General features: G+C 48.2%; 26 protein-coding genes. 21 read left to right on the forward strand and 5 right to left on the reverse strand.

Going from position 1 to position 24170, the window contains the following annotated elements; all coding sequences use genetic code 11:
* Positions 1–3: 3 nt before the first annotated feature.
* The 3 genes from RCO25_RS07615 to RCO25_RS07625 are packed head-to-tail and all read left to right on the forward strand — an operon-like array spanning position 4 to position 2531.
* The gene (locus RCO25_RS07615) at positions 4–1152 is read left to right on the forward strand and encodes a Ger(x)C family spore germination protein (RefSeq protein WP_308995538.1); all 1149 of its coding nucleotides are present in this window, start codon (positions 4–6) and stop codon (positions 1150–1152) included.
* Positions 1153–1172: 20 nt separating this feature from the next.
* The gene (locus RCO25_RS07620; protein WP_308995539.1) at positions 1173–1415 is read left to right on the forward strand and encodes a hypothetical protein; all 243 of its coding nucleotides are present in this window, start codon (positions 1173–1175) and stop codon (positions 1413–1415) included.
* 24 nt (positions 1416–1439) lie between these two features.
* Complete coding sequence (locus RCO25_RS07625; protein ID WP_308995574.1) at positions 1440–2531, forward strand: GerAB/ArcD/ProY family transporter; 1092 nt, start codon at positions 1440–1442, stop codon at positions 2529–2531.
* Positions 2532–2554: 23 nt separating this feature from the next.
* Here the strand turns inward: RCO25_RS07625 and thpR are convergent, their stop codons facing one another.
* Positions 2555–3133 (reverse strand): RNA 2',3'-cyclic phosphodiesterase, encoded by a 579-nt coding sequence (thpR, locus tag RCO25_RS07630; protein ID WP_308995540.1) that lies wholly within the window; start codon positions 3131–3133, stop codon positions 2555–2557.
* An 86-nt stretch (positions 3134–3219) separates the two neighbouring features.
* Positions 3220–5007: an ABC transporter substrate-binding protein gene (locus RCO25_RS07635; protein WP_308995541.1), complete on the reverse strand. Its 1788-nt coding sequence runs from the start codon at positions 5005–5007 to the stop codon at positions 3220–3222.
* Between the two features lie 124 nt (positions 5008–5131).
* Between RCO25_RS07635 and RCO25_RS07640 the strand changes: the two genes are divergently transcribed.
* From RCO25_RS07640 to RCO25_RS07665, 6 genes are all read left to right on the forward strand, one after another.
* Positions 5132–6652, forward strand: a complete 1521-nt coding sequence (locus RCO25_RS07640; protein ID WP_308995542.1) for a DUF4153 domain-containing protein — start codon at positions 5132–5134, stop codon at positions 6650–6652.
* Positions 6653–6676: 24 nt separating this feature from the next.
* Entirely contained in the window at positions 6677–6832 is a 156-nt protein-coding gene (locus tag RCO25_RS07645; RefSeq protein ID WP_308995543.1) for a hypothetical protein, read from the forward strand.
* Positions 6833–6863: 31 nt separating this feature from the next.
* Positions 6864–7736 (forward strand): metallophosphoesterase, encoded by an 873-nt coding sequence (locus tag RCO25_RS07650; RefSeq protein WP_308995575.1) that lies wholly within the window; start codon positions 6864–6866, stop codon positions 7734–7736.
* 64 nt (positions 7737–7800) lie between these two features.
* On the forward strand, positions 7801–8157 hold the full coding sequence (locus tag RCO25_RS07655) for a nucleotide excision repair endonuclease (RefSeq protein ID WP_308995576.1): 357 nt from the start codon (positions 7801–7803) through the stop codon (positions 8155–8157).
* A 267-nt stretch (positions 8158–8424) separates the two neighbouring features.
* Positions 8425–8820 (forward strand): hypothetical protein, encoded by a 396-nt coding sequence (locus RCO25_RS07660; RefSeq protein ID WP_308995544.1) that lies wholly within the window; start codon positions 8425–8427, stop codon positions 8818–8820.
* A gap of 3 nt (positions 8821–8823) precedes the next feature.
* Positions 8824–9237: a GNAT family N-acetyltransferase gene (locus RCO25_RS07665; protein WP_374992074.1), complete on the forward strand. Its 414-nt coding sequence runs from the start codon at positions 8824–8826 to the stop codon at positions 9235–9237.
* Positions 9238–9314: 77 nt separating this feature from the next.
* Here the strand turns inward: RCO25_RS07665 and RCO25_RS07670 are convergent, their stop codons facing one another.
* Positions 9315–10079 (reverse strand): hypothetical protein, encoded by a 765-nt coding sequence (locus RCO25_RS07670; protein ID WP_308995545.1) that lies wholly within the window; start codon positions 10077–10079, stop codon positions 9315–9317.
* Between the two features lie 239 nt (positions 10080–10318).
* Here RCO25_RS07670 and RCO25_RS07675 point away from each other — a divergent pair, with 239 nt between their 5' ends.
* Positions 10319–11497, forward strand: a complete 1179-nt coding sequence (locus tag RCO25_RS07675) for a metallophosphoesterase family protein (RefSeq protein ID WP_308995546.1) — start codon at positions 10319–10321, stop codon at positions 11495–11497.
* A gap of 93 nt (positions 11498–11590) precedes the next feature.
* Here RCO25_RS07675 and RCO25_RS07680 read toward each other — a convergent pair whose 3' ends face one another.
* Positions 11591–12058, reverse strand: a complete 468-nt coding sequence (locus RCO25_RS07680; protein ID WP_308995547.1) for a GyrI-like domain-containing protein — start codon at positions 12056–12058, stop codon at positions 11591–11593.
* A gap of 198 nt (positions 12059–12256) precedes the next feature.
* Between RCO25_RS07680 and RCO25_RS07685 the strand changes: the two genes are divergently transcribed.
* From RCO25_RS07685 to RCO25_RS07735, 11 genes are all read left to right on the forward strand, one after another.
* Complete coding sequence (locus RCO25_RS07685) at positions 12257–13429, forward strand: epoxide hydrolase family protein (protein WP_308995548.1); 1173 nt, start codon at positions 12257–12259, stop codon at positions 13427–13429.
* A gap of 99 nt (positions 13430–13528) precedes the next feature.
* Entirely contained in the window at positions 13529–14437 is a 909-nt protein-coding gene (locus tag RCO25_RS07690; RefSeq protein WP_308995578.1) for a helix-turn-helix transcriptional regulator, read from the forward strand.
* Between the two features lie 254 nt (positions 14438–14691).
* The gene (locus tag RCO25_RS07695; protein ID WP_308995549.1) at positions 14692–15846 is read left to right on the forward strand and encodes a type III polyketide synthase; all 1155 of its coding nucleotides are present in this window, start codon (positions 14692–14694) and stop codon (positions 15844–15846) included.
* Positions 15839–16591: a methyltransferase domain-containing protein gene (locus RCO25_RS07700; RefSeq protein ID WP_308995579.1), complete on the forward strand. Its 753-nt coding sequence runs from the start codon at positions 15839–15841 to the stop codon at positions 16589–16591. Before RCO25_RS07695 ends, RCO25_RS07700 begins: the two co-directional genes overlap by 8 nt.
* A complete protein-coding gene (locus RCO25_RS07705; RefSeq protein ID WP_308995550.1) occupies positions 16575–17720 on the forward strand; it encodes an NAD(P)/FAD-dependent oxidoreductase in 1146 nt (381 codons plus the stop codon). Before RCO25_RS07700 ends, RCO25_RS07705 begins: the two co-directional genes overlap by 17 nt.
* Before the next feature lie 33 nt (positions 17721–17753).
* Entirely contained in the window at positions 17754–19904 is a 2151-nt protein-coding gene (locus RCO25_RS07710; RefSeq protein ID WP_308995551.1) for an MMPL family transporter, read from the forward strand.
* 67 nt (positions 19905–19971) lie between these two features.
* A complete protein-coding gene (locus tag RCO25_RS07715) occupies positions 19972–20415 on the forward strand; it encodes a hypothetical protein (RefSeq protein WP_308995552.1) in 444 nt (147 codons plus the stop codon).
* Positions 20394–20873 (forward strand): DUF4362 domain-containing protein, encoded by a 480-nt coding sequence (locus RCO25_RS07720; RefSeq protein ID WP_308995553.1) that lies wholly within the window; start codon positions 20394–20396, stop codon positions 20871–20873. Before RCO25_RS07715 ends, RCO25_RS07720 begins: the two co-directional genes overlap by 22 nt.
* 30 nt (positions 20874–20903) lie before the next feature.
* A complete protein-coding gene (locus RCO25_RS07725; protein WP_374992077.1) occupies positions 20904–21569 on the forward strand; it encodes an HAD family hydrolase in 666 nt (221 codons plus the stop codon).
* Positions 21570–21622: 53 nt separating this feature from the next.
* Positions 21623–22144: a GNAT family N-acetyltransferase gene (locus tag RCO25_RS07730; RefSeq protein WP_308995555.1), complete on the forward strand. Its 522-nt coding sequence runs from the start codon at positions 21623–21625 to the stop codon at positions 22142–22144.
* A gap of 50 nt (positions 22145–22194) precedes the next feature.
* Positions 22195–22842, forward strand: coding sequence for a zinc dependent phospholipase C family protein (locus RCO25_RS07735; RefSeq protein WP_308995556.1), 648 nt, complete (start codon positions 22195–22197; stop codon positions 22840–22842).
* 110 nt (positions 22843–22952) lie between these two features.
* Here RCO25_RS07735 and RCO25_RS07740 read toward each other — a convergent pair whose 3' ends face one another.
* On the reverse strand, positions 22953–24002 hold the full coding sequence (locus RCO25_RS07740) for a ParB/RepB/Spo0J family partition protein (RefSeq protein ID WP_308995557.1): 1050 nt from the start codon (positions 24000–24002) through the stop codon (positions 22953–22955).
* Between the last annotated feature and the right edge of the window lie 168 nt (positions 24003–24170).

The following is a 24170-nucleotide window of genomic DNA, read 5'->3' on the forward strand; positions in this document are numbered from 1 at the left end:
AGCATGAAAAAAGGAATTCTTTGTCTAGCTTTGCTGCTTAGCTTATTCATGGTCTCCGGTTGCTGGAGTAAATTTGAGCTGACCGAACGGGGATTTGTAATGGGCGTCGCTCTCGACCAAGGCGAGGATGGAAAGATTGAATTAACGACACAAATTTACCGCCCAACCTCTATGCAGACGACGGTATCTTCTGTCACAACAAGCGCCTCCAGCATTAATATTAAAACCAGAGACGATTCGGTAATGGAAGCGATTCGCGATATTCCCATCCACTTGGGAAGGAAAGCGCAATGGAGCCATCTTCGTGTCATTATTGTGGGGGAGAAGCTGGCTAGGTCTAACCATCTCGGCCATCTTCTTGATCTGTTCTATCGGGATCATGAACCAAGAAGCAGTGTATCCCTCATGATCTCGAAGGGAGCTGCCGGCAAGCTATTTGAGAAGAAACCGTTAATCGAGCAGACTACTGCGCAGCAGGTTTTAAGAGCGAAAGAATCCTCATACATCACCTCAGCCAAAACGGTAGATTTTAATCTGCTGGATTTGATGCTCCAGCTGCGAAGCGCCAACGGCGATGCTATTGTTCCCTTTGTGTATGAGGACAAAAAATTTAAGGATATATTTTCAGCGGCAGGACTTGCCCTCTTAAAAGATGGGAAAATGAAGGCAGTTCTGCCTTCTACCAAAGTGGAAGGGCTGCTTATGCTTCGCAATTCTTATCAATCTGGTGTCATTGAGATCAAATGTCCCGGAAAGAAAGGAGAATATGAAACGGCGGAGGTTCTCTCGCTTAATGTAAAAACTAAGCCTCAAATGCAAGGGGATCAAATTTCAGTCAAAAGCACGCTGGTTGGCGATATCGCGATCGGAGAGCTTAAATGCAGCAAGATAATCGATGCCAAAGCTGAAATGGAATTCATTAAGAAAGTAGAGGATAAACTTTCGGAGCAGATTAAAAGCACGATTCAATTCCTTCAGTCGAACAAGATTGAAGTGCTTGGACTTGCAGATGCGATCTATCGCTCGAATCCTCGGAAATGGGAGCAGTTAAAACAGAATTGGGATACACAATTCTCTGAACTCCCGTTTACGGTTAAGGTGAAATTGAGACTCGTCACAAGCGGAACGTTATCCAGTAAACCGGCGGGTTAAATAGAGAAAGGTGAGTTGGCATGGCGGAGCGAATCACAGTCATCGTTGTAGCTTTTGGCGTTATGCTGCTGTACGACTTGTTGACTTTGAAAAAAGTCAACAAGCTTGAGAAAGGCATATATACCATTGCCTGCTTCATTTGCTTATACATGGGCATGGACTTCGCCGTAGGTAAGGATTGGTTTGATTATATCGATTTGATGATTCCTATTTATGATAATATATCCAAAGCAATTGATGATTTCTTAAATGTAAATGCATGACAGCGGATAAGGGAGGAGAAAGGCATCGATAAGCAAACGGTAAGTGCATACCAGATGGGCGTACTGTTTTTCGTATTTATGACTGGTTCTTCCATTATCAATATTCCAGGTCCGCTGATCAGCAAGGCAAATAACGGAGCTTGGCTCTCTCTGCTCCTATCCGGAGGCATAGGTTTTCTTATTTTAGTCTGTATTCTATTCTTGCACAGGCGATATCCAAAAATGACCTTTGTAGAATATAGCCGCCATTTAATAGGGACACCGCTTACGATCCTCTTTTCTGTTTTTACGGTATCCTTTCTCATTCAAATGCAATCGGCCATCGTAACCGACGTAGGCCTGTTTATGGTCAGCTCCATGTTAAGAGGAACACCGATGTATGCTTTTACTTTCCTCATATTCGCAATATCGGCTGTAACGGTACGCGCGGGACTTGAGGTCATGGCGAGAATGTTTACTTTGACGATGATTTTGACAGCCATAAGTATCCTTGCTGTACTAATCATTGCGATCCCAGACTATAATCCTTCTTTTTTGCTCCCGATCATGCCGAAAGGGATCAAGCCCGTGCTGCATGGGGCATTTTTCACCTTCGGCTTTCCCTATGTGGAAGTATTCTTGTTCTCCATGCTGCTGCCGTTTGTCAACGAAGGCCCGACCAAGAAGCTGGCGAAGACGATTCTGTTTGCGCTGGGTACTAATATTTTTGTGCTTTGTTTGTCTACCCTTTGCGCCATCATGATTTTTGGCAGCTTCGCTGGCGAGAAGCCTTATGTGCTTTTTTCGCTGGCTCGGATCGTTGAATTCCAGGAAATCATACAACGAATAGAGTCGATTATAGGGATGTCTCTGATTTTGGGCTCATTCATGAAAACAACCATAACGCTATATGTGCTTAATTTATATTTGAGTCAGCTGTTTCGTTTTCAAAATTATCAGACCTTAGTTATGCCTTTAGCATTGATCGGTTTCATCATGGGACTGGTAACCATTGATGGGGCGACGGAGTGGGGACGCGTCGTTACGACGATCCATCCCGTGTGGACGTTTGCGGCATTTGTAATTCCCTTGCTGCTGCTGACGGTTATTGCCTTATTCAAAAAAAAGGACAGCTAACAGCAAGCCGTCGGGCGGATGCATTAATGGCTAGTCAAAGGAAAGCTGCCGATAATCTCATACATGGGTGATGCATGCATATGGGTGCGCATGAGCACGAAACCATCAGCCTCCCAATTGTACACGGCGGGAGCGGAGGGCAGCGCTTCTATGTACTTGCCTTCTCCGCCGCCGGCGAAACCTCTGGCAAGGGTGATATGAGGCGAATAGGGACGATCTTCCGGTTCGAAGCCCGCTTTGCGGGTTTCCGCAATGATCATGCCGTAAAGCGCGGATAATCCTTCGAGATCTCCGGATACTGCACCCCAAAGCACGCGTGGAGATTTTGGGGGACCGAAGGTGCCTATGCCATCCCAAGCTAACGAAAGCGGCAGCGAACGGACTTCCTTCAATGTCGACTGCAGCTCTTGAAACTGGGCAGCGGTCGTTTCACCCAGAAATTGCAGCGTAATGTGATAATCACGCGGTTGGGTCCATTTTCGAAAGGGGAGCTTGTCCTTATGGGCCAAAGTCCATTTCTCCAGTTCCTCTGCAACGGGGCGAGGGACGGAGATGGCGACGAACAAGCGCATCGTATTTTCTTTTAATGATTGTTCCCTCATAGGAAGATCCTCCGTTCTTTTTCACAAATTCACAGACAATATAGCTTTAGCACAAAGCAGAATCTTATGCGATCCGATGTGAATGCTTAAGTAAACCATATGTCGCGGAACCGAACCCAGCCCAGCGATTCAAGCGCGATCCCCCGTACCGAAGGGTGGAATGCGGTTTTTAAATGCTTGCGGTAAAGGAAGATCAGGCTGCTCCTCGCTTTGAGCTCCGCTTCAATATCTTTGAATATGGCTGCCCGCAGCGTTCGACCCGGCTCGCTCAAAATCAATTGAATGCTGCGCTCCAGCATATCATGCACCTCTGGCAGCGCATGCTGCTGCATGCTTTTGTACAAGTCGATAAGCCTGAGCTCGCGGTGCTCATCCAGCATGACGGCGAAGAGCAGCAGATCGGCCGACATGCGCGCGGTCCCCTTGAATTGCTCGGCAGGGATAAGGCTGATTTGCAGTGAAATGCCGGATTTCTCACATACCTGCCGGATCATTTCCGCGTCGGACGCGTATTGCGGAATCGTAGCCAGCACAAGGGTTTCTCCTTGATAACCGGAGCGTGCAAGGCTGCTTTTGATGGCAGCCCAATCCGGCTCAGCTGACTCATCCTGCTGTGTAGCCTCCAAATCCGGCCAAAAGCTGTTCACGCCTTCTATAACATCCCCAGACAGCAGCTTCAGAAGCTCCGTCCGCTCGATGGCGAAATCAATGGCCGCTCTAATGGTTGGATTTCCAAGCAACCCTTCCTTTAGCTCGTTTACGGTAATGAACTTGCAGGTCATGCCTGATTGCCGGACCTGCTGCCACCGTTCGGCTGCCATATCGGAGAGTCTCGCATTGTGCATAATCTGGAACGATTGCAGCTCTGCATGATTCTCCTGCGTTGCCTCCTCCGCAAGTGTCCATACCTCGACCCGGTCCAGAAAGGCCCTGCCCTGAAAATAAGGCGCAAAAGCCTCTAAAATCCAAACCCCTTGCTCATTGCCGCCGAATCGAAACGGCCCGGTGCCTATCGGCTTCGTGCCAAAAAGCTCACCTGCCGAAGCGCAAGCATCTTGCGGGACGATGGAGGCGCGATTCGTCGTTAGAAAGGCGAGGAACGCTTCGTTAGGCTCGGATAATTGAATGCGGATCGTGGTGTCATCGGGTGTATCCATCGCGATGATATCGGAGTACACCCAGCTGTAGAGTCCTTGCGGCGCGAGCCGTTTGAGCCGCTCCAGCGAATATTTGACGTCGGAGGAATCCAGCTCCCGTCCATGATGAAAGAGAACGCCTTTACGCAAATAAAACGTCCAGCGCGTACGCGATTCATCAACCTCCCACGCATGCGCAAGCTGCGGCAAAATCTGCTCGCCCCTCGGGTCGATGCGGACAAGCCCGTCGAAGAGCTGATTGACGAGATGAGACTCCCCCGTATAATGGATCGCTGCCGGATCAAGCGAGTAGATCGTCTGCGGAAGCGGAAACCGTAAAATATCGGTGCGCCGTTTGCCCTGCACCTCGGAATGAAAGCCGAATTGGCCGGAGAGCCAATCCTGAAATTGATCGCGCAGCTGAGGGGACTCTTCGATCTGCTGCAGCAGCTCAAGCGCGGAATGCAAATCCTGCTTTTGCATCATTTCCTGTGCTTCCTGCAGCGCGATCTGCTCCTTGCTCACAAGGAAGGAGAGCGCGGAGCGATTACCGCGCCCTCGCTTCGGTTCCCAGATCAGCCATTCTTCTTGCTGCATTCGCTTAAGTAGAAGTACCATATTCCGATGTGTGCAATCCAGCAAATCTGCAAGCTCCTGCGTGGTCACTTCAAAGGGGATATTCTCTTGAATACTCGGGTAAGAGCGCCTAAGCGCTATATAATGCCGACGTATTTTCATGCAAAAGACTCCTTTTGTAAAACATGAAATTTTCCAATTATAACTTACACTTTTTGTTCTTGTTTTCTAGGTTACAATAAAAGGAGGAAATTAACAAATTAAGTTTGAAAATGGAGTGTGTAACATGGGAGATTCGGCGCCATGGCAAAAAAGGTATGAAAAAATGCTTATCCTTGCCCTTTTTTTCGGTCTAGTTAGTCAGTATTTGTTTGTAGGCGCGTCTGCCGGCATTTCGGTTATGGTGTTCGTGCTTGGTTTTTACGGCTTGTTTTTCTATTCCATTAAGGGGAGAATGGGCGGCTTTGAGAAATGGCAGGGGCAGGCAAGCTCGGGTTGGCTGTTGTTCATTCCTATTTTTCTGCTTACGCTAACCTATTCGTTGTATAATAACCAGCTGTTTCGGCAGCTTAATCTATTCGCGTTGTTTGCTTTAATCGTTTCTCAAACTGTGCTTATGACGAGCAGCAGCGTGAAGCCCTGGTATAGGGGAGTTTTTTACACAGAGTTGTTATTTCTAGCCCTCATTAAGCCTTTTGCATTTATAGGCGTGCCTTTCAGCCTGCTTAACGAGCGCTGGAAAGGGAAAGAGGATGGGGAAACCGGGACGAGTAGCAAGCTTCGCAAAATATCACTGGGGCTTTTGCTCTCGGCGCCCATCCTGATTGTCGTCATCGCTTTGCTGGCGTCAGCGGATGAAATTTTTCTGTCGTGGCTGCTTGAAATCCCAAATGTGATGGCACGGTTCTCCTTAGGAAACGGGCTCTGGCGGATTATCGTAGCTTTGTTTTTCGCTTTTTATGCTTTTTGCTACATATGGGGCTTGCTGTTCAATAAAGCCGCTGCCGCAATTAATAAGGGAGCCGAAGATTCGACTTCGACGCAGGGCACCACAGGCTCAATTCAGCCAAGAGGTCGAATTGAGCTTGATCCGATTACGGCAGGTACGCTGCTAATAAGCATTAATTTGGTTTACGTTCTTTTTGTCGTCATCCAGTTCTCGTATTTATTCGGTGCAGCGAACGGGCTGCTTCCGGACGGGGCTGCATATGCCGAATATGCGCGCAGAGGGTTTGCAGAGTTAATTATGGTTGCGCTTATCAATTTGGTATTGCTCATGTGCGGACTGCATCTGATTCGGCGATCCGGCGCAGCGGCGGAGCGGATTCGCAAGCTGTCGCTTACCGTGCTGATTGGCTGTACGATCGTCATGCTTGTGTCGGCGTATAGCAGGCTCTCATTATATGAAGAAGCCTACGGATTCACGCAAACGAGATTGCTGGTGCACGGGTTTATGCTGTACCTGGGCGTACTGCTCGTCATTGCGATGATTCGGATATGGAAAGATCGTTTCTCCATGGGCAAGGCTTATATCTGCGTCTCCATCATTGCATTCGTCCTCATGAACTACGTCAACTTGGATGCCCGGATTGCCGCAAACAACAGCGAACGGTACGAGCGGACGCGGAAAATCGATGTCGCTTACCTCGGCACGTTATCAACGGATGCGATGCCGGCGCTGCGCAAGCTGCACACGGAACATCCGAAGCTAGCGGGACTTCAAGAAGTGATTGAACAACTGCAGGATCAAGCGCACCGGCATACAAAGTGGCAATCCTGGAATTTATCGAAGCAGAGAGCGAAGTAAGTGGATGAAGAGAGGTCATTCATAATGATATGGCAGCTTAGCCAGCAGAAGCTGGTTCATTTGACCCGTCGCATGAATCAGATTATAGTCGAGGATAGATGGCATTCTATCCATATTCATGAGCCGGAGGCAGTCATTGCTGCCATTAAAAGTTTATTATCTAGAATAGAAGATCAATAGATGAACAGCAAGGAGCTATGAATTCATGCGTATGACCAAAAAACGATGGCTGATCCTTATACCGGTGATTATTTTAGCCGTCATTGCCTTCCTCTATTATGAGAACAACGCCATTGGCATTACGAGATATCAGCTGAGCTCGGATAAGCTGCCGGACGGATTTGACACCTACCGCATCGTTCAGTTAACGGATTTGCACAGCAAGTCCTTTGGCAAGGAGCAGAGCGTAATTACGCGTAAGGTCAAAAAGCTGAAGCCGGATCTTATCGTAATGACCGGCGATTTGGTTGACAGCAGAAGATACAACGCGGAAATCAGCCTTACGCTCATGCGCAAAATGACCGAGCTTGCGCCTGTGTATTACGTGACAGGAAATCATGAATGGGGCTCCAGGTTCCCGGCATTAGCGAAAGGGCTCAAGGAGCTAGGCGTCCATGTCATGCGCAACACAAGCGAGCTCGTGAAGCTCGGAGACGGGGAAATTCGCATCACAGGCGTAGACGATCCGACCTTTAATCATGAGGCGGATGGGGATGTGGAAAGAATAAATGAACATATCGGGGCTGCTCTTGAAGAGGCGGACCTTTCCAAAGAGCGGTATTCGATTTTATTGTCCCATCGTCCAGAGCTGTTTTCGGAATATGTCCGAAACCAATTCGATTTGACCTTCTCCGGCCATGCCCACGGCGGACAGGTTCGCCTGCCGTTCCTCGGGGGATTGGTTGCGCCGGGCCAAGGTTTCCTGCCGAGATATGACGGTGGCAAATATACAGAGGGCGAAACCACGATGATCGTTAGCCGCGGACTCGGCAATAGTATCATTCCGCAGCGGTTGTTTAACCGGCCGGAGGTTGTGCTGGTTGAGCTCACGGCTGCGAGAGGCGCTGCTTCTATTACCCAATAGATTGGTTTTAACTTGTCCGATGTGTTAAGATTTAGTCCTATATCGAAAGAGGACGTGAATGACAGTGATCAATATTACGATTCCGGAACCGGATGTAACCATTACCAAGCAGAGAAATCCCCAGCTAAGCCATATCTATGGTTTTACTGATTTTATCCTGATTTCCAGAGACAAAGGCGGTTTCTTTATGTTTTACAATGACAAGGACGAATTGCTCTTTGTCGGCAAAGCGAGAAAGCTGAGACCAAGAATCAAGAAACATTTTGAGGACAGCGTTTCGGTCATGAAGAACTACCGGGACGAGGTAGCCAAAATTGAGATTTATCTCAATGAGGATCCTGTCGAACGGGAGATTTACGAAACCTACATCATCAATAAATTCAGAGCGAAGTACAATGTGGAAAAGGTTTTATACAAATAACAAACAGCGGCAAAACAGAACATTCGTTGAGCGGTGAGGAAGCCTAGTGCCAAATTACCGCTCAACGAATGTTTTTTTTCGATATATAAGAATTTATATGTTTTCACATATAAATGTGCTTATATATCTCCGCGAAACGACTGCTTTTGCCACAGAGGACGGCGACAGCCGTTTACGCTTGTTATTTTGCATCAGATGATTTCATGTTCAACAATCCTTCGGTTGTGATATATTTTGGGGGTAAGCGGCGGCTAAGGAGGTGCAGGGATGAACAACAGATTAATTATTTTTATTCTCATTCTGGCAGGTGCCATGCTCCTGAACGGATGTACGGCAAAGATCGTTGATACGAATACGGAACAAAAAATATCTGAGCTGGAGAACCCTGACCCATCATACATAAAAGAAGAAATAAAAACAGACGGCATGCTGGCCGATATCGATTATGGCGGGCAGCATCCTTTTAGCATGGGAAATGAAGTAGAGGATTCCACATCCGCGAAAAATGATTCTATGGCTAAGCCGTTACAATTAAGCGAGGAGGAGTACTTTATTTTGGCGGATGTGCGCTGGAGAGGGTTTTATGACAGTCAATCGGAGTCGGCTGCATTTGTTAAAGATGAAATCGTCGGCAAAGTAGTTGGCTACGAGAAAAGTGAATAGGATGTGATTGGAATCGAGCATTTTTATGGGGACTATCTCATTAGCGATAATAAAGAACTTTTAAAGCTGGATACGATATGCGCTTTTCTTTCCCGCAGCTATTGGGCCAATCAAAGATCCGTAGAGACCATAGTTAAGTCCATTAATCATTCGGTTACCTATGGTGTTTATCATGGGGATAAGCAGATTGGCTATGCTCGTGCCGTAACGGATTGGGCAACGGTTTATTACTTATGCGATGTTTTTATAGATGAGGAATATCGGGGCACAGGCGTCGGGAAGAAGTTAATCCAATTAATAACCGAAGAATATGAAGGGATTTTGGGCTTGCTCGGCACGCTGGATGCTCACGGCTTGTATGAAAAATACGGCTTTAAGCATAATGCGGAGCGTTTTATGGTAAGAAGGCCGAATTAATATTGGAGTTTTAAATAAAAAAACCGCTGACATGTTTCAAATCGCAAGCAATATGAATTAAATAGCTCCTCATTAGATCAATCATGGTGTATTTTTGCGGCTAAAGCTCTGCCTTGTTCATCCTGTATTTTCGTTTCATAAAGCGCAAATGTCTTTTCATCGAATTTATAACGGTAATAGCTATGTACGGTAAAAACGGATGCTGGATGTGAAAAAGCGAAAACCCATTGTACCGTTTCAATTCCGCAGCCAATGTTTTCATAATGAATGGCATACTCAGAAATCGGATCGGTTTGAAATTTCATCTTGCTTAAACGTTCTTCAGAAAAGTGAAACCCAGACATATCAAGTACACCGGATAACCTTGTTCGTTTGTCATAAAAGCGGAGACTTCCGTGTCCGATATATTCGCTGCTAAATCGATCGTAATCATCATTTGCTAATGTTCTGCTTGGGTCGGTGAAAATGGGTATCCATTTATTTTTGACCAGACTGTAAACGTTAAGCCCCATGGCTCCTGCGCTTCCAGTTGAATATTGGTAAAAGAAAACCTCATCCATATGGTCTTCTGTCACATCACCAAGCATGATTCTGCTCGTCTCATATTGATTCTCATCCACTACCATACTATCGATTTTTAAGATTCTACCCCGTGGAAAACCGATGATAGGACCAAAGAGCTCTGCTTTATGCATTACTCTGGTATTTGGCGCAGTAAAGGCAATAGATTGAATTAAGGGGTAAGTTTCCCTCTGTGGCGACATCATTTCTGCGCTGCATGGCATTTGTATAATAATCATCATTGTCATAGTCAAAGAAGTAGCGATTGAAGTTCTTCTCATGTTGTACCTCCTTAGAGTTAACCCATCATATAGAGTTTTCCAAAGGATTCCACTTTCGATACAAACTCAGGATTTAAACTACGTCACACGGACATCGTTTTTTCGGACTGCGCCTCGGGACCTGCGGCCTTCGGCTCATTTTTGGCAATTTACACGAACTTATCACGACGAAAACATTTTAATAGATTTTAACGACTAAGATGGAATGGTGGTGAACAATTTTTTCGGGAGGTATTCATTTGAGCAGCGGTAATGAACAGAAGGGTATGAATCGAAAGGAATTTTTGAAAATCGGCGGATTGAGCGCGCTGGCATTAACGGCAGGAGCGGCAGGAGTTCCCGGGGATCTATTTACCGGAACAGTTTTCGCGAAAGAGAATGACAAACCGAATGCTAAGCCGAATGGAGAAGCCAAGCTTCATTTTAATTCTGACGGCACGTTCAAAATTGTTCAGTTCAACGACACGCAGGACGACGAGGATATCGACCCGCGCACGGTGCAGCTTATGGAACGGGTGCTGGATGAGGAAAAACCGGGGTTTGTCGTTTTAAACGGGGATAACATTACCGGCGGAACCGATACGCCAGCGGAAGTAAAGAAAGCGATTAATAATATAGCGGTGCCAATGGAGGAACGCGGAATCCCTTGGGCAATCACCTTTGGTAACCATGATGAGGATTCCACGCCAAACAGCGGCATAAATGAAGAAGCGATGCTTCAAATTTACCGCTCTTATAAATACAATCGGAATGAGATCGGAGAGAAAGGCCTCACCGGTACTGGGAATATGAATCTGCTGATCGGCGGACATGGCAGTAAAAAGCCCGTATTTAACATGTGGCTGCTGGACAGCGGCCGATACGCGCCGAAGGAAATCGCCGGTCAAGATTTTGAAGGATATCCAACTTGGGATTGGCTGAAACAAAACCAAGTCAACTGGTATTACGAAACGTCCGAGGCACTCGAGAAGCAGTACGGACGGAAGATTCCGTCACTCATGTTCATCCATATCCCGCTGTGGGAATACCGGTTTATGTGGTTTGCCAGCGTAGATGGCAGAACGGAAGCCGATCATGCCAGAGCCGTAGCCAAACATAGCATCGTAGGCGAGAGGAACGAGGAAGAGTGCCCGGGTCCGATTAACAGCGGCATGTTCTCCGCGATTCTCGAACGCGGCGACGTCAAAGGCGTATTTTGCGGACATGACCATGTCAATACGTATTCCGGCAATTATTACGGCGTTATGCTCGGTTACTGCGGAAGTACAGGTTTCGGTGCTTACGGACTTGAAGGGGCTGAGCGCAATAGACTGCGCGGTGCCCGGGTGTACAATTTGCAGGCTGCCGGTAACGATGTTAAGGTCGACACCCATTTGGTATTCGCGAAAGATTACGGCATTGATTTAACAGCGAATTAATACATGCATCGAATCTAGGAACTGCTTAGCTCGATCGAAACAATTAATTTATTTAGACCCGTCGGAGCATCGGCGGGTCTTATTTAGATCATTTTATTGAGCGGGTATATAGATATCAATTAGACCTTCTTCACTTTCTAGCGTATGAATATCGTTCCAATATTCGATATCAATCGGTCTGCCGCCATACGTATTATTTATAAAATTATAAGTAGCAGCAATCTGTGATTCTAAGCCTTTATGTACAATTTTGATGAAACGGCCGGGTGGTACGGTATGATTGATCATGCCAGTAGGAATTTTATCAATCGAGGACACTTCGAAGGCGATTACATGTTGAAAGGGCACATCGGGAGTCCATTGGCCGTCTTGCGGATAGATTTGAATTAAATAAATTCCTGTTCCTATCCTATTTTCTATTTCATTCAATCGCTGCGCCAAGCCTTCGCGTAAAGCTCCTACGATTTTCGATTGCAAAACATGGTTTAAACTTTCAATTATCGAAAAACCAATCAGCTTGAGCTCTTCTCTTTCTATTACAGCGGTTTGGTAAGCTTTCAAATTTATACGCCTCCTCGTTATATGGAAAATATACCCATGTTTATGATAGCGAATATATGTTCGCTTGTAAAGATATGATTTTTTAAATATTTCGCATGCCTTTCGGAACCCTGACATAATGCTGTCAGGGTGGATGCTTTATTATAAGAAATGTAGAGAAGAACAACGAAGCAACCCAAAATCGAGGAGGCTATTTAAATGACAACCTTTAAAACAAAACCATCCGCTAACGCTATAGATACAGAAATCCGCTCCTTTCGCATCGACATTCCGCAGACTGAGCTAGATGACCTGCAGTATCGCTTAAAGCATACCCGCTGGCCGGATGCGTTACAGGAAGCTGGCTGGAAATACGGGATATCTTCCGCATATGTGAAAGAGCTGACTAACTATTGGATAAACGAATATGACTGGCGCAAGCATGAAGCTCGCTTGAATGAATTCCCGCAGTTCGCAACGACCATTGACGGAGCTAATATTCATTTCATGCATGTTCGTTCACCTGAGCCCGATGCTTTTCCGCTTATACTTACGCATGGCTGGCCGAGCTCGATCGTAGAGTTCTGGGATCTCATTGGTCCGCTTACCGATCCGCGCGCTCACGGAGGCGATCCGGCAAACGCCTTTCATCTCGTCATTCCTTCTGTTCCGGGCTTCGGGTTCTCAGGCTCAGCGCTTGAGCCGGGCTGGAATATTAACCGCATCGCTAAAGCTTGGGCAGAGCTTATGAGCCGACTAGGCTATGACAAATACGGCGCCCACGGCAGCGATTGCGGCGCCCTGGTATCCCGTGAGATGGGCATTCAAAAGCCGGAGGGGCTTCTCGCTATTCAAGTGCTGCAATTGTTCTCCTTCCCGTCCGGCGATCCGGCAGAAATGGCAGACCTGTCTGAAGATGATCAAAGCCGTCTACAATTTCTAGCTAATTTCCATGAGCGCGCGGGCTTCAACGCCATACAGCAAACGCGCCCGCAGACGCTCTCTTACGGTCTTGCTGATTCCCCGACAGGCCAGCTCGCTTGGATTGCCGAGCTGTTTAATGGTTTCGGCGACCATATCGATCATATCGACCGTGATGCGCTGCTCACGAATGTGATGATTTACTGGCTGACCAATACGGCAGAATCCTCCGCCCGCCTCTATTATGAGAATGTCCATAATCAGGAGCAAGCTTCGCAAGACGTGAATGGGACGGCGACGGGAGTAGCGGTGTTTGGCCATGATTTTAAATCCATGAAGCGTTTTGCCAATCGTGATAACACGAATATTGTGCAGTGGTCGGAGTTTGAGCGCGGCACCCATTTTGCCGCTTTGGACGCACCGGATCTACTTGCTCCCGAGCTGCAAGCTTTTTTCCGCCGCTTCCGATAAGAATCAGCGAAAAAGGATTCAGACAGCTAAACGTAGAAAGTATTGGAATAAAGTTAAGAATATTTTGGCAGGGAGGAACCTCGACTGAAGCTGGATCGGCTGCTTTCCATTACCATGACATTACTGAATCAACCCCGCGTCAGTGCGACCGAGCTGGCCGAGCGCTTCGAGGTTTCCCTGCGAACCATCTATCGGGACATGGAATCGATCAACCAAGCAGGCATTCCGATCGTTTCGTTTCCCGGCTCAGACGGAGGGTATGAGATTATGTCGGGCTACCGCATAGACAAACAAATCTTATTCCTTGATGATTTTTCATCCATTATTACAGCGCTGAGGGGAGCACAATCGGCTACGGACAGCTCGGATATCAATGGGCTGCTGGAGCGAATAGGCGCTTTAATGCCAGCTTCGTCAAGTACAAACGGCACGGGGAATGTAGATTTGGACTTTACTCCCGTACCTAATGAAAAGGAAAAGATTGAACCGCTGCAAAAGGCGATTAAGGAACTGCATTTGGTTCGCTTTGAATATCTGGACAACAAGGGAAATGAAACAGAGCGGATGATTGAGCCGATGGGGCTTTTTCTAAAAGGTTATGTATGGTATCTATACGGCTATTGCCTTACCCGGTCCGACATTCGCGTGTTCAGGCTGTCGCGTATGGTCAATCTGGGCAGCTTGCCTCATACGTTTGTTAGACGCCCCTATACGCTGCAGGATGTCGAACAGCAGTTCATGGGGAAGGCTAATTTTACAAAGGTGAGGACAGTGCTGAATTTTGATCCAGAGGTGAAGACCAGGGTAAGAGATGAATTCGGCTATGACAAAGTGATTGATAATCCGGATGGCACCATGTCGGTCATCACTCATTATTCCTCAACGGAGCGGGCGATTCGAAATATTTTAAGCTATAGCAGCTTTGTCACGGTTATAGAGCCTTCCGATTTAATTGAAGAGCTGACCCGTCATATTAAAAATATGGCTAGGCTCTACGGCATAAAGTAACCGTCCATTTGGACAAAAAGAGACCCACAGCATTCGGTGCTGTGGGTCTTCATTATATATATTACAAAAGGGGGTTGTTTTTATTATAGGCGGTTTTCATTAAAACGAGATGAAAATTAGATTTCATGTTTATTACAAATGATTGGAAATGCCTGTAAAATTCGCATACATATCACGAACAGGCGCGGAATAGACTTATTATAAGCAGAAAACTTGTCCGAACATGTTTATCAGAGAGGATGAAGGATGACGATATGAAAAATTCACAATCGGGAATTGCGATTTTGGGAATAGGCACCGCGGTGCCGCCTTATTTGGTCGATCAAGCCGATACGGCGCGGAGACTGGTCGATGCGCTGAGCGATAAGCCGGATTCCGCCCGCTGGGGCAGAAGGATTTTTAAGCAATGCGGCGTGCAAAGCCGCTATACCTGTGAGCCGAACCTGCTGGCGGAAGCCGCCGAATGCCGCTATCTGCCAAGCGCTTCGACCGAGGCTGCTCCTTCGACGGCCGAACGAATGGGCGTCTATAAGCGGGAATCCGTTCCGCTCGGTCTGCATGCGGCGAGACAAGCTTTGTCTGATGGCGAGGTTGAGCCGGCTGACGTGACGCATCTCATAACGGTCAGCTGCACGGGACAGTTTTTGCCCGGAATGGATGCAGCGATTATCCGCGAATTGGGGTTATCACCTGTGATAACGCGTATACCGCTTAACTTTCTCGGCTGCGCTGCCGGTCTCAAAGCCATCGGCTTATCCCGCCAAATCGTGGCAAACGACAGCGCCGCCCATGTATTAATCGTTTGCGTCGAGCTGTGTACGCTGCATATCCAGCCTTCAGGCGACAGAGAGTCGTTATTTGCCGCCTCCTTCTTTGGAGACGGGGCATCTGCCTGTGTCATAGGGGCGTCCAAGCCTTTCCATAAGCCTATGTTCACCCTCGGGCAGGAACGGTCTGTCCTGCTGCCTGATTGTGCCGAAGAGATGGTATGGGAGGTAGGCAATCATGGCTTTGACCTCTATCTTTCTCCGAATATTCCGAAGCTGATCGGCGATTTTATTCCTGCCGAGGTGGAGCGGCTATGCAGCGAGGAAGAGTTGGAGCTGTGGGCGATTCATCCGGGCGGTAAGGGCATTATTGATATTTTGCAAAATAAATTCGGGCTTACGGATGAGCAAACGGCGCACAGCCTTGGGGTGCTGCGCGATTATGGCAACGTATCCTCGGCAACGATTCTTTTTGTGCTAAACGCCATGAGGCTTCATCTTGAGGAGACAGGCTCAGGACCGGCCAGCGGCATCGCTTTGGCTTTTGGTCCTGGCCTTACGGCGGAGATGATCAAGATTGCTTACGTCCCCGCCGTTCTTGAGAAGGGGCAGGAGCAGGCTGCGGATGGGGCGTATGTCTAGCGGGCTGCGCAATAGGGCAGCGGATGCGGAATTAATGGATGATTTTTCGGAAGGAGGCCCAGAGCTTCGGGAAGCGCTGCGGCACCTTCGCCGGCTAAATCGAATATTTGCAGCTTCTGCACCGACGGTGCATGGCGTCAAGAAGTTATGGATACAAGCCGGTAAGCCGGGAGGCTTAACCATTTTGGATATCGGCGCCGGCTCCGGCGATGTGAATAAGCAGCTGTTAAAGTGGGCGGATGAGCAGCGGATTGAGCTCACGATTCGGCTCGTGGATATAACCGAGGAGGCCTGCGAGGAAGCGAGGCTCATTTTTCAGGATGAGCCGCGAGTACAGGTAAAGCGTGGAGACTTGTTCGGCATGCCGGGGGAAAGCTCGGATATCGTGACAGGAACGCAGTTTCTCCATCATTTTGACGAAGAGGAGCTGCCGATTGCCGTCCGAAGCATGCTGAATGCTTCGAGGCTGGGCATTGTCATTAATGATATCCATCGCCACTGGATCGCGTGGACGGCAGTGTGGCTGACGACTCGGCTGATTTCTTCCAATCGTTATATCTTAAATGACGGCCCGCTTTCGGTGGCCAAAGGATTTCGCGGGAAGGATTGGCAGAAACTTGGCCGTACGCTTGGAATTCCTGATCTTTCTTACAAGTGGAGGCCTTTGTTTCGTTATGCAGTCGTCATTAGCAAGGAGCAGGCAAACAGAGCCGATGGAGTTGAGCGGAATGACAACGATTCATGACGCAGCTGTACTCGGCGCGGGCTTGGCTGGGAGCAGCATAGCGAAGTCGCTCGCGGATAAGGGATGGGACACGCTGCTGCTTGACCGTCAGCATTTCCCAAGGCATAAAGTATGCGGCGAGTTTCTGTCTCCGGAGTCGCAAAGCACGCTGCAAGCGCTGGGCATAAGCGACTCTATTAAGGCATTGGGGCCCAGCAGCATAGAGCGGATACGGTTAATTTTTGAAAATGGGGCCGAGGTGGAAATACCGCTGCCCGGGAAAGCGTCGGGACTGAGCCGCTTCACCATGGATTCCGCTATTCACCTGGCTGCCCAGCAAGCAGGAGCGAGGCTGGAGACGGGGACAACGGTAACAGCAGTTCGTCCCGCAAAGCATGGATTTAGCATCGATATCAAGCAGAATGGGAAGATTGGCACGGTTGAGGCAAGGACTGTTATTGCTGCATGGGGAGCGAGCCAGCGGGCGGGGCTGCCTGGCTTTCGGCAAGCAAAATCGGCCAAGCCTTCATACATAGGGGTAAAAACCCATTTTCAGGGTTTGGTTATGGAGCCTGTCATTGAGCTGTATTTTTTTCGGGGCGGATATTTGGGGTTATGTCCGATCGAAGGAGGGCTGGTAAATGCGTCGGCGCTGCTGCAGCGGGATGCTTTTGTCAATGCGGGCAAAACGATTCTAATGATTATTCAAGCCGCGGCGAGGCGTAACCCGAAGCTGCAGCGGAAGCTGGCGCATGCGCAGCCTATATCAGGGTCGCAGGCAGCTGTCTCGCCGATCTATTTGAACCGCAAGCCGCTGGCATGGGATCAGCTGCCGCTGCTCGGCGACGCGGCTTCGATGATTCCGCCGCTTTGCGGGGATGGGATGTCGATGGCGCTGCGGTCGGCTGCCCTATGTGCGCCGCTTGTGGATCGCTTCCTGCGCGGGGAGCTGTCTATGACGGGGTGGCAGCAGGCTTACACGAAGCTGATTAATCGGGAGTTTGCTGGTGTGATGCGCTGGGGCGGCCTTTTGCAATGGCTGTTCAGCATGCCGAATGCAGAAAGCTGGATGCCGCATGCCGCAAGGCTTGCTCCCGGAATAGCGCAGGCGCTTGTACGCGCAACCAGACTAAAGCCATACCGTCAATAAAGGGACATGATCAACGCCGGAAGGAGCAGGTTTATGGGGATGCATCGCTTAGCGCTACTTTCCTTCCGGTTTCCGAAGGTAATCATTTTCATCTGGGCGGCCGTACTTTTGTTCATGGGCACTTATGCATTGAAGCTGGATGCTGTCGTTCAGGATCACGGCTTATATCCGCAGGGCGGCTCCTATGCGCAGGTGCAGCAGGTGCTGGCAGCTGACTTCAATATCCCCAATGCTCCCGTCCTGCTGCTCTTTGAGAAGGAAAACGGCATTTCTAAGTCTCGTTTTCTTCGGTTTATCGAGCAAGCGCTGCTGCGGGTTGAAGGGCTTGAAGGGCTAAAGGAGCTGGTGTCTCCGCTAGAGCAGCGCGGGATGCTGGAAGAAAACCATGCGTACGCGCTCCTTTCTTTCTCATATCCGGCTTATCGGATGAATGCCGTACTGAAGCAGCTGGAGGGGCGTCTACCGACATATAGCGGAATTTCAATCAAGATTACCGGAAAATCCGTCATCCAAGCGGATGTGAATGAAGCAAGCCATAAAGACCTGGCTAAAGCTGAGCTTGTCGGCATACCGCTGGCATTTCTGGTTTTGTGGTTCGTATTTCGAAGAATCGCGACAGCGCTGCTCCCTATTGCGATTGGAGTGACGGGCGTGCCCATTGCGATGGGGCTCCTATACGGAATGGGTACGAAGCTGGCATTATCTAACTTTGTCTTAAATGTCATTCCGATGGTAGGTCTCGCTTTGAGCATTGATTTTGCGATTATGCTTGTCAGCCGGTTCCGCTCGGAGCTGCAAGGAAACGCTGTCCCAGTCGAGGCGCTAACGGTAACGATGAAGACTGCGGGAAGGGCGGTTTTCGTATCGGCGGCCAGCGTGTTATTGGGTCTGCTTAGCTTCATCTGGATTCCGCTGCCGATGTTTTCTTCCATTGCGCTCAGCGCGATGACCGTGGTTGCCGTATCTCTGCTGCTGGCCTTTTCACTGCTGCCGGCTCTTTTTGCCGTAAGCCTGCCCGCTTTGTATAAAGTAAACAGAAGCAAGAGAAAATCCATCCAAATTGGATTTTGGGAGAGGGTTGCACGCTTTGTCATGAAACGGCCAGCTGTTACGGGCTTGTTTGCAGGAGGCTTGCTTATGTTATGCTTACTGCCTTTGAGCAGCATGAAGGTTTCTATTCCTGATGAGACCTCATTGCCTCAAAGCTACGATTCACGGTTGGCCGCGGAAGCCTACGCGGCCATCTTTGAGCAGCCGTCCCATTCGAGGGTATGGGTTGTCGTCGAGGGAAACGCTATGTTTCTGAAACAATCGGATTGGACGGAAGCCTTTGCCCTAACGGAAAGATTTCAGCGTGACCCGGAAGTGCTAAAGGTCAACTCTGTATTCTCGGAGCTTAAGCTCTCCCCGGAGCAGTTATCGACAATTGTCCAGAGGCCGCTGCAGAAGTGGAAATACGAAGCGGAGCTCCAGCCTTTTCTTAGCGGGAACCTGCTGCTGATGCAGGTTGTCCTTGCGGACGAGCCGTCCTCGGATGCAGCCATGAAGTGGGTGAGGGAATGGGAGCAAAGAGCGCCGTCATTACCGCTGGATTTTACGCTGGGCGGCGAAGCGAAATACCAGCAGGAGGTTAACGACCTTGTTTTTGGCAGCTTGGGCAACGTACTTCTATTTTTGCTGCTTTCAAATTTTATTGTCCTTTTCTTCGCCTTTCGTTCCGTGTTGATTGCGGTTAAGACGATTCTGCTGAATCTTCTAAGCATAGGGGCTTCCTTCGGTATATTGTCGTGGATTTTCACCAATGGACGATGGGGTATGGAGCCGAGCAGTATCGCGATTATGATTCCGGTGTTTATTTTTGGCTTAGTATTTGGCATCAGTATGGATTACGGCGTGTTCCTCTTCTCGCGGATTAGAGAGGAATATGACAGAACGGGCAGTAATGAACAGGCTGTTCGTAAGGGGCTGGCATCCGTAAGCAGCATTATTACAGCAGCCGCAGCCATTATGATTGCCGTTACCGCTCCCTTCGCATTCGGTGAGGTAGTTGGGGTGAAGCAGCTGGGTATCGGCATCGCAGCTGCTATCTTCATTGATGCTACCATTGTCCGAATGGTACTCGTGCCGTCCTTAATGATGCTGCTCGGAAAATGGAACTGGTGGGCGCCGAGGTGGTTGAAGTAGCAGCCTAGTGAAACATATAGGAAGAAACACCGTCTAATAGGTTATCTAACCTTAAGGCGGTGTTATTTTGCTCGTAGTCAGGTATTCGATCATGTGGATTCCCTTTATCCTTTTATTTACTGCTGCGGCATGGGGCTTGGAATTATGGGAGGGCAATAAAATAACGACAACCGAATATTACGGCCTCCGCAATTTAGGCTTTGCTTTCATTGCTATGATGTTTCTCGGCGCAACTTCTGTATACCCCATTGCGGTGGCGCCTTTTTCAATGCTTGTTTATAAATTTGTATCCTCTTTGCTTGTCCGCATTGTTATTTATTCCGTTGCTGGGGGAGCGAGCGGCATTTGGATTTTCCACCGTCTATATGATGATTACTTCGTCCGGGGGTACGGTCCTCAACTAAGCAGCTCAGTCCTGATCTTCGCGTCGGCCGGACTGCTCTATGCTCTGATTGATCATTTCTTTGATGTGAAAAAGGAGGCGGGCCGATGGAGAATAGGACGAGGGTAAAGAGAGTTATCATTGGAATAGCGATTGTTTTGGTGCTGTCATGCGCCTACATTTATGCATCGAAAAACGAAAAAAACCTTGAAACATCCAAAGAAGGCGATATTACTACCGAGGATCCAGGCATGGCTCTCTCGAATGTCAATCAACTAGACCGCTTTATCGATGATATAAATGCTAAGAGGGAGAGCGAGGTAAGAATGCTATCCAACACGGACGAGGGAGATCTCCTTATTACGGAGCTAATCTATGACGGCCATAAAATCATTCATCGCTACGATAATTCACGAGACGACTTAGCGGGCGGTTTTATGGGCGTGAGGGATACCGTTTGTACGGGATTCGGCAAAGAGGAATTAGAAACGGATATTCGCTATTATATCGAGGGCTGTAAATGGAAGGATGCAGGAACGGCGGGCACGGGGCAGAAGTATTACTTATTAGCCTTCCCGAAGAGCTGAGTAGAGTCGTTCTTGAAAGGGCTGATCATGATGGCAATAAAAGCGATACTCTTTGATTTAGACGGTACGTTGTTAGACCGGGATGCTTCACTTGCCTTATTTGTTAACGATCAATATGATCGTATTCCTCAGCTGCAAGCCGTAAGAAAAGAAATTTTTGTTCAGCGCTTTATCGAGCTCGATAATCACGGATATGTCTGGAAAGGCAAGGTTTACCAGCAGCTTATCGAAGAGTTTTCTATCACGGGACTGGAATGGCAGACGCTTTTGAGTGATTATTTGAATGGCTTCAAAAGGTTTTGTATCGGTTTTCCGAATTTAATGCGTATGCTTACAGAGCTAAAAAGCCGCGAACTAAAGATCGCGCTAATCTCCAACGGCTATGGACAATTTCAATTTGATAATTTCGAGTCGCTGGGCATCAACCATTTATTTGACGAGGTGCTGATATCGGAGTGGGAGGAGCTGCGAAAGCCCGACCCGGCGATTTTTTTGCGGGCCCTGTCCAGACTCGGAGTGGAAGCCGAAGAAGCTATTTTTGTTGGCGACCATCTGGATAACGACATCAAAGCCAGCCGTGCCGTAGGAATGAAAGCCGTATGGAAACGGAATTCGCCTGTTGATTCTTTTGATGCTGCTGTAGCAGATGGAATCATCGATGATTTAGGAGAACTTGCTAAAATTGCGTTAAGTTAACCGGATACGTCAATCCATCCGTGGCAGCAAATAACCGATGAAGGAGAACGAAAATGAACGATCTCATGCAAATCCGTCAAATGATTCAATCGGATGTTGAATTGGTTTTTCAGGCTCTTGAGGCGCACGGAATTGGAAAACCGCTGGAGTACATAAAGCGCTGCTGGGAGCAGAACATAACCGGTGAGCGAATTACGCTAATCGCTTTATACGATAGCCACTTTGCCGGTTGGCTGCATCTTTTATCCAAATCCAGCTATCCTTATTTTGCAGAACAGGCGATACCCGAGATTAACAATTTCGATGTTGTGCCTACGCTCCGCCGGCGCGGTATCGGAAACGCGCTGATGGATGCCGTGGAACAAATTGCGTTGGATAAGCATGGAATTGTCGGAATCGGTGTTGGGCTGTTTTATGATTACGGCAACGCGCAGCGGCTCTACGCGAAAAGGGGCTACATACCTGACGGTAGGGGAGTTATGTATGAGGATAAGCAGGCCGAGCCCGGCAGCTATGTACGGGTTGGTCATGATTTAGTTTTGTATTTGACGAAAGAGCGAGCGGAAAGTGACTAGGCCGTTGAACCGGTATTTGAACAGGGATGAGAAAGGTGTGTTTATGTTTTATGCCGCTGCCGATGGTACATATGTTTGTCACAGAGACCATGTTTAAAGAGAAGAATTTGGAAGTGAATGCTCATTTTTTGCTGGGGAGCATTTCTCCGGATGCCATTCATATGAGGGAAAACACGAATAGGGAAGATAAACGGAAGACTCACTTTCATTTGGAGGAGGATATGACTGTAGAGCATATTTTTCAAAGCAGGTTGCTTCCTTTTATCGAGAGCTGCCGTAATGACGCTGAAAGATACTGGTTTGCAAAAGGATATGCCGCCCATGTGCTAACCGACCTCATTTGGACTCAAACCGTGTACCAAGACTTCACAAGAAAAATAACCGAAGAGCAAATCGGAAATGCACGTCAGTTGTATTATTCCGATACGGATCAAATCGATTTTAATTTTTATAAAAATGAATCTTGGAGGCCGCAGTATTGGAAGCTTCTCGAGAATTCCAAATCCTTTGAAGTTCTAGAAATGATCCAAGCGGAAGAGACGGAAAAATGGAAAATAAGAATCCTCCATTGGTTTGGCGATAATGCCAAAGAACCAGGCATTGAACCTAGGTACATTACAGAAAAGCAGGTTCGTCAATTTGTTCAAGACACTTCATGCCGGCTCGTAAACTTGTATGAACATGCCTCATTCCTATAATAAGGCCATATCAGCTGCCTATGAACGTTAAAAGACCAGTCCACTGCGGCATGCCCGCGTCGGACTGGTCTTACTATTTTGGTGCGAAGAATCTTTAACCGGTCATTCGTTTATTCGGACGAAGCGACCGTTTGCAAGCGGCTGCTTGCAAATTCGCGTACGCTTTTCCACTCGGCCAAATGGCTCTCGAGCTGCTGGATTAATCCATTTACGCCTTGGATAAAAGGAACCTGTCCGCCCGCTTGTATTAAGGCAACGGATTGAAGTGTATCCGCTGTTAGCGCACTGTGAGCGGGAAGAGCGGCAGCGAGCCGATAAAGAGCATCCTCAACGGGAGTAGCTGGAGCGGCAGACGGGCTTGGCTTCTGCGTTTCGGCAGCTTCCGGCTTAGCTGGCTTCTCAACCTTTGGGGCAGCGGGTTTGGATTCAGCGGCTGGTTTGGCACGCTCTGCTTTGTTCTGCTCATGGGTCGACCAGGTCTCTATGAGTCCGCTTCCTGTTTTGAAGAGCAGCTTGTCCTTGGTGCTGTCAGAAATGGTTTTGTCTTTAAACAGTTTGGCTATTTTCTTCACGTCGCTTACAGGCAGCTCGTCCCGTGCTGCAATCAGGGCAAGCGGATCGCGATGCTCCATCGGCAGATCCTTCAGCGGAAGCAATTGATCCTCGGTCAGCTTATCTTTCTTAATCTCTGTGCCGCTGACAATCAGCTTCTTCACCGCATTGCTGAATTTCAACAACTCGCATTTGTTCTTGATATAGGATTCGGGCTTGCCCAGCTTTCCGGACAAAAATTTAGTTGAGCTTCTGAATTTCGAATCATTCAGCAGTTTATTGAATGCTTCGGCTTCCTCAATCGGCGAGAAGCCTTCGCGCGTCAAATTTTCCGCTATCTGCTCCAAATAAATCTCCATCTCGTCCGTCACGGTAGAGACAATACAGGGGATGGTCGGCTTTCCAAGCATTTTGCTAGCTTTATATCGGCGGTTGCCGTAAATGATTTTATATCGTCCGTTGCTCGTCGTTCTTACTTTAATGGGGGAGAGCAGGCCGATTTCGTCGATGCTTTTCATTAATTCCTGCAATGCTTCCTCGTCGAACTGATACCTGGGCTGATCGGTATCCTCGTCTATTAAATCCGTTACAATTTCAATAATATCCATATGATTTCTCCTTAAGGTTTTGCTGCATTTTCATTGTTCTAGGTCGGTTGCTGACTTCCTCTATTATATAGCAAGGGCGGAAATGAGGAAACGATTGGCGCAGGATGCGAAATGTTTTGCATTTTTAGAAGAGATTGAAACAAATGCTGGGCGCTAAACGTTTTTAGT

Source organism: Paenibacillus sp. LHD-38 (genome assembly GCF_031157315.1).
GTDB lineage: Bacteria > Bacillota > Bacilli > Paenibacillales > Paenibacillaceae > Pristimantibacillus.

Bases quoted from the DNA above. Each gene is read 5' to 3' on its own strand.
- RCO25_RS07615 (WP_308995538.1), top strand. From the start codon at position 4: ATGAAAAAAGGAATTCTTTGTCTAGCTTTGCTGCTTAGCTTATTCATG.
- RCO25_RS07620 (WP_308995539.1), top strand. From the start codon at position 1,173: ATGGCGGAGCGAATCACAGTCATCGTTGTAGCTTTTGGCGTTATGCTG.
- thpR (WP_308995540.1), bottom strand. From the start codon at position 3,133: ATGAGGGAACAATCATTAAAAGAAAATACGATGCGCTTGTTCGTCGCC.
- RCO25_RS07635 (WP_308995541.1), bottom strand. From the start codon at position 5,007: ATGAAAATACGTCGGCATTATATAGCGCTTAGGCGCTCTTACCCGAGT.
- RCO25_RS07640 (WP_308995542.1), top strand. From the start codon at position 5,132: ATGGGAGATTCGGCGCCATGGCAAAAAAGGTATGAAAAAATGCTTATC.
- RCO25_RS07645 (WP_308995543.1), top strand. From the start codon at position 6,677: ATGATATGGCAGCTTAGCCAGCAGAAGCTGGTTCATTTGACCCGTCGC.
- RCO25_RS07650 (WP_308995575.1), top strand. From the start codon at position 6,864: ATGACCAAAAAACGATGGCTGATCCTTATACCGGTGATTATTTTAGCC.
- RCO25_RS07660 (WP_308995544.1), top strand. From the start codon at position 8,425: ATGAACAACAGATTAATTATTTTTATTCTCATTCTGGCAGGTGCCATG.
- RCO25_RS07670 (WP_308995545.1), bottom strand. From the start codon at position 10,079: ATGAGAAGAACTTCAATCGCTACTTCTTTGACTATGACAATGATGATT.
- RCO25_RS07685 (WP_308995548.1), top strand. From the start codon at position 12,257: ATGACAACCTTTAAAACAAAACCATCCGCTAACGCTATAGATACAGAA.
- RCO25_RS07695 (WP_308995549.1), top strand. From the start codon at position 14,692: ATGAAAAATTCACAATCGGGAATTGCGATTTTGGGAATAGGCACCGCG.
- RCO25_RS07700 (WP_308995579.1), top strand. From the start codon at position 15,839: ATGTCTAGCGGGCTGCGCAATAGGGCAGCGGATGCGGAATTAATGGAT.
- RCO25_RS07705 (WP_308995550.1), top strand. From the start codon at position 16,575: ATGACAACGATTCATGACGCAGCTGTACTCGGCGCGGGCTTGGCTGGG.
- RCO25_RS07710 (WP_308995551.1), top strand. From the start codon at position 17,754: ATGGGGATGCATCGCTTAGCGCTACTTTCCTTCCGGTTTCCGAAGGTA.
- RCO25_RS07720 (WP_308995553.1), top strand. From the start codon at position 20,394: ATGGAGAATAGGACGAGGGTAAAGAGAGTTATCATTGGAATAGCGATT.
- RCO25_RS07725 (WP_374992077.1), top strand. From the start codon at position 20,904: ATGGCAATAAAAGCGATACTCTTTGATTTAGACGGTACGTTGTTAGAC.
- RCO25_RS07730 (WP_308995555.1), top strand. From the start codon at position 21,623: ATGAACGATCTCATGCAAATCCGTCAAATGATTCAATCGGATGTTGAA.
- RCO25_RS07735 (WP_308995556.1), top strand. From the start codon at position 22,195: ATGCCGCTGCCGATGGTACATATGTTTGTCACAGAGACCATGTTTAAA.
- RCO25_RS07740 (WP_308995557.1), bottom strand. From the start codon at position 24,002: ATGGATATTATTGAAATTGTAACGGATTTAATAGACGAGGATACCGAT.